This is a genomic window from Enterobacter cloacae complex sp. IR5418 (assembly GCF_049238105.1).
Taxonomy (GTDB): Bacteria; Pseudomonadota; Gammaproteobacteria; order Enterobacterales; family Enterobacteriaceae; genus Enterobacter; species Enterobacter hormaechei.
Map to the genome: position 1 here is coordinate 1 of NZ_JBMKHS010000084.1, position 3,617 is coordinate 3,617.

Genomic DNA, 3,617 nt, shown 5'->3' on the forward strand with positions numbered 1-3,617 from the left:
CTCCATCAGCAAAAGGGGATGATAAGTTTATCACCACCGACTATTTGCAACAGTGCCGTAAGCTGCACCTCAAACCCCCGGATCAGGCTCTCCAGGCCATGCAGAAAGGCCTGCTCACCATCATCACTGTCCATAATCTGCAGCGCTTCCCGCAATAGCGGCGGCAGGTTTTCGTCCGGTGCTGCAGGGCGGTCGGTCAGGGCGGCAGTATGCTCCTGCTGCTCCAGTACGGCACCAAGGGTAAAATGACTGACCGCTGAAATCGCATATAACCCGTCGCGCAGTGAAAAGCCGTTTTCTGTCATAAAGCGTAACTGGGTTTCCACCGTATCATACTGTTTTTCATCAGGGCGGGTGCCGAGGTGCACTTTTGCCCCGTCACGGTAACGCAGCAGCGCCCGGCGGAAACTCATTGCATTATTGCGCAGAAATGACTGCCAGGATTCCCCCGCCGCAGGCAGTGAATAATCATGATGACGCGCCAGGATCTCCACCGCCAGCGCATCCAGTAACGCCCGTTTATTTTTCACATGCCAGTAAAGTGTCGGCTGTTCTATTCCCAGCTTCTGCGCCAGCTTGCGGGTCGTCAGCCCGTCAATCCCTGTCTCATTCAGCAGTTCCAGTGCCGCATCAATAACCGATTCTCTGTTCAGCCGTGCCATGACCGTCTCCTCCGATTTTCAGATTGACACTCTATCATTGATAGGGATATATTCCAACTCTATCAATGATAGGGAATTAACACAGGATCTGAAAAATGAATAAACCCGCTGTCATCGCGCTGGTGATTACACTGCTGGACGCGATGGGAATTGGTCTGATCATGCCGGTATTACCGTCACTGCTGCGGGAATATCTCCCGGAAGCGGATGTGGCAAACCATTACGGCATTCTGCTGGCGCTGTATGCGGTGATGCAGGTCTGTTTTGCTCCGCTGCTGGGCAGATGGTCAGATAAGCTGGGGCGCAGACCGGTGCTGCTGTTATCCCTGGCGGGTGCCGCGTTTGATTACACACTGCTGGCACTGTCCAATGTGCTGTGGATGTTGTATCTCGGGCGGATTATCTCCGGGATCACTGGTGCCACCGGCGCGGTTGCGGCTTCGGTAGTGGCGGACAGCACGGCGGTCAGCGAGCGTACCGCCTGGTTCGGCCGTCTCGGTGCGGCCTTTGGTGCCGGGCTGATTGCCGGGCCGGCTATCGGCGGACTGGCGGGGGATATCTCACCGCATCTGCCGTTTGTCATTGCGGCAATACTGAATGCCTGCACCTTTCTGATGGTCTTTTTTATCTTTAAACCGGCGGTACAGACAGAAGAAAAACCGGCGGAGCAGAAACAAGAAAGCGCAGGTATCAGCTTTATCACACTGCTTAAACCTCTGGCGCTGTTGCTGTTTGTCTTTTTTACCGCGCAGCTTATCGGGCAGATCCCGGCCACTGTCTGGGTATTGTTTACGGAGAGCCGCTTTGCCTGGGACAGCGCGGCGGTCGGTTTTTCACTGGCGGGACTCGGGGCGATGCATGCACTGTTTCAGGCGGTGGTTGCCGGGGCGCTGGCAAAACGGCTGAGTGAGAAAACCATTATTTTCGCCGGATTTATTGCCGATGCCACCGCGTTTTTACTGATGTCTGCTATCACTTCCGGATGGATGGTGTATCCGGTCCTGATCCTGCTGGCAGGCGGCGGAATTGCACTGCCTGCATTGCAGGGCATTATCTCTGCCGGGGCATCGGCGGCAAATCAGGGAAAACTACAGGGTGTGCTGGTCAGCCTGACCAATCTGACCGGCGTGGCGGGCCCGCTGCTGTTTGCTTTTATTTTCAGTCAGACACAGCAGAGTGCGGACGGTACGGTGTGGCTGATTGGCACGGCACTGTACGGTCTGCTGCTGGCAATCTGTCTGCTGATCAGAAAACCGGCACCGGTGGCGGCCACCTGCTGACCGGCGCTATACAGGCAGCGCTGTTGTGCGGTATGGTGGACGGCATTCGTGCTTATCGCCTGCCATGATAAGCCTCAGACACAGAGGAACCGTTATGAAATCACGCGCAGCAGTCGCCTTCGGGCCGGGTTTACCCCTTGAAATTGTTGAAATTGATGTGGCACCGCCGAAGAAAGGTGAAGTGCTGGTGAAAATCAGTCACACCGGGGTATGCCATACCGATGCCTACACGCTTTCCGGTGATGATCCGGAAGGTCTGTTCCCGGTGGTGCTCGGCCATGAAGGTGCCGGGGTGGTGGTTGAGGTCGGTGAGGGCGTGACCAGTGTGAAACCGGGCGACCATGTGATCCCGCTGTACACCGCCGAGTGCGGCGAGTGTGATTTCTGTACCTCCGGTAAAACCAACCTCTGTGTTGCCGTCCGCGAAACCCAGGGCAAAGGCGTGATGCCGGACGGCACCAGCCGTTTTTCGTATAACGGTCAGCCGCTCTATCACTATATGGGCTGCTCGACATTCAGCGAATATACCGTTGTGGCGGAAGTATCACTGGCGAAAATCAATCCGCAGGCCAATGCGGAGCAGGTTTGCCTGCTCGGCTGCGGCGTGACCACCGGGATCGGCGCGGTACACAATACCGCGAAGGTACAGGAAGGGGATTCTGTGGCGGTATTCGGCCTCGGCGGTATCGGGCTGGCCGTGGTGCAGGGCGCACGTCAGGCAAAAGCGGGGCGCATCTTTGCCATCGATACCAATCCATCCAAGTTTGAGCTGGCAAAACAGTTCGGCGCCACAGACTGCATTAATCCCAATGATTATGACAAACCTGTTCAGCAGGTGCTGGTCGAAATGACCAAATGGGGTGTGGATCATACCTTTGAATGTATCGGCAATGTCAATGTGATGCGGTCGGCGCTGGAAAGTGCGCACCGTGGCTGGGGGCAGTCGGTAATTATCGGGGTGGCGGGTGCCGGAAAAGAGATTTCAACCCGTCCGTTCCAGCTGGTGACCGGCCGGGTCTGGAAAGGCACGGCGTTCGGCGGCGTGAAAGGGCGTACCCAGTTGCCGGGAATGGTGGAAGATGCCATGAGCGGCAAAATCGAGCTGGCGCCGTTTGTCACGCACACCATGGAACTGGATAAAATCAATGAAGCTTTTGATTTGATGCACGACGGCAAATCCATCCGCACAGTCATTCATTACTGATAACGTATTCAGGGAGATACTATGGAACGGATTGAACATCACGTCTGTTTCGGCGGCAGCCAGGAAGTCTGGCGTCACCACTCTGCGGTGACCGGCACGCCGATGACTTTTTCCGTGTTTCTGCCGCCGCAGGCAAAAACAGAGAAATGTCCTGTGCTGTACTGGCTTTCCGGGCTGACCTGCAACGAGCAGAATTTTATCACCAAAGCCGGGGCACAGCGTTACGCAGCGGAACACGGCCTGGTGATTGTCGCGCCGGATACCAGTCCGCGCGGCAGTCAGGTGGCGGATGATAAAGAGTACGATCTCGGCCAGGGTGCCGGGTTTTATGTCAATGCCACACAGGAGCCGTGGAAAGCGCATTATCAGATGTATGATTATATTCTGAATGAGCTGCACACCCTGGTAAGCGGGCATTTCGGCACATCGGAAAAACGGGCACTGTTGCAAAGTTAGCGATGAGGCAGCCTT

Annotated in this window: 3 protein-coding genes and 1 pseudogene; 3 read left to right on the plus strand and 1 reads right to left on the minus strand. The window is 56.0% G+C overall.

All coding sequences use genetic code 11. The features are described from left to right. Positions 1 to 5 precede the first annotated feature (5 nt). Complete coding sequence (gene tetR(D), locus ACOTX7_RS23975) at positions 6 to 662, minus strand: tetracycline resistance transcriptional repressor TetR(D) (protein ID WP_000113282.1); 657 nt, start codon at positions 660 to 662, stop codon at positions 6 to 8. Positions 663 to 757: 95 nt separating this feature from the next. On the opposite strand from tetR(D), the gene tet(D) reads away from it, so the two are divergent. From tet(D) to ACOTX7_RS23990, 3 genes and pseudogenes are all read left to right on the plus strand, one after another. Next, the gene (gene tet(D), locus ACOTX7_RS23980; RefSeq protein WP_001039466.1) at positions 758 to 1,942 is read left to right on the plus strand and encodes a tetracycline efflux MFS transporter Tet(D); all 1,185 of its coding nucleotides are present in this window, start codon (positions 758 to 760) and stop codon (positions 1,940 to 1,942) included. Positions 1,943 to 2,036: 94 nt separating this feature from the next. Then, positions 2,037 to 3,146 (plus strand): S-(hydroxymethyl)glutathione dehydrogenase/class III alcohol dehydrogenase, encoded by a 1,110-nt coding sequence (locus tag ACOTX7_RS23985; protein ID WP_000842134.1) that lies wholly within the window; start codon positions 2,037 to 2,039, stop codon positions 3,144 to 3,146. 21 nt (positions 3,147 to 3,167) lie between these two features. Further along, positions 3,168 to 3,590, plus strand: a pseudogene (locus tag ACOTX7_RS23990) (alpha/beta hydrolase-fold protein); the annotation flags it as partial. Positions 3,591 to 3,617: the final 27 nt, after the last annotated feature.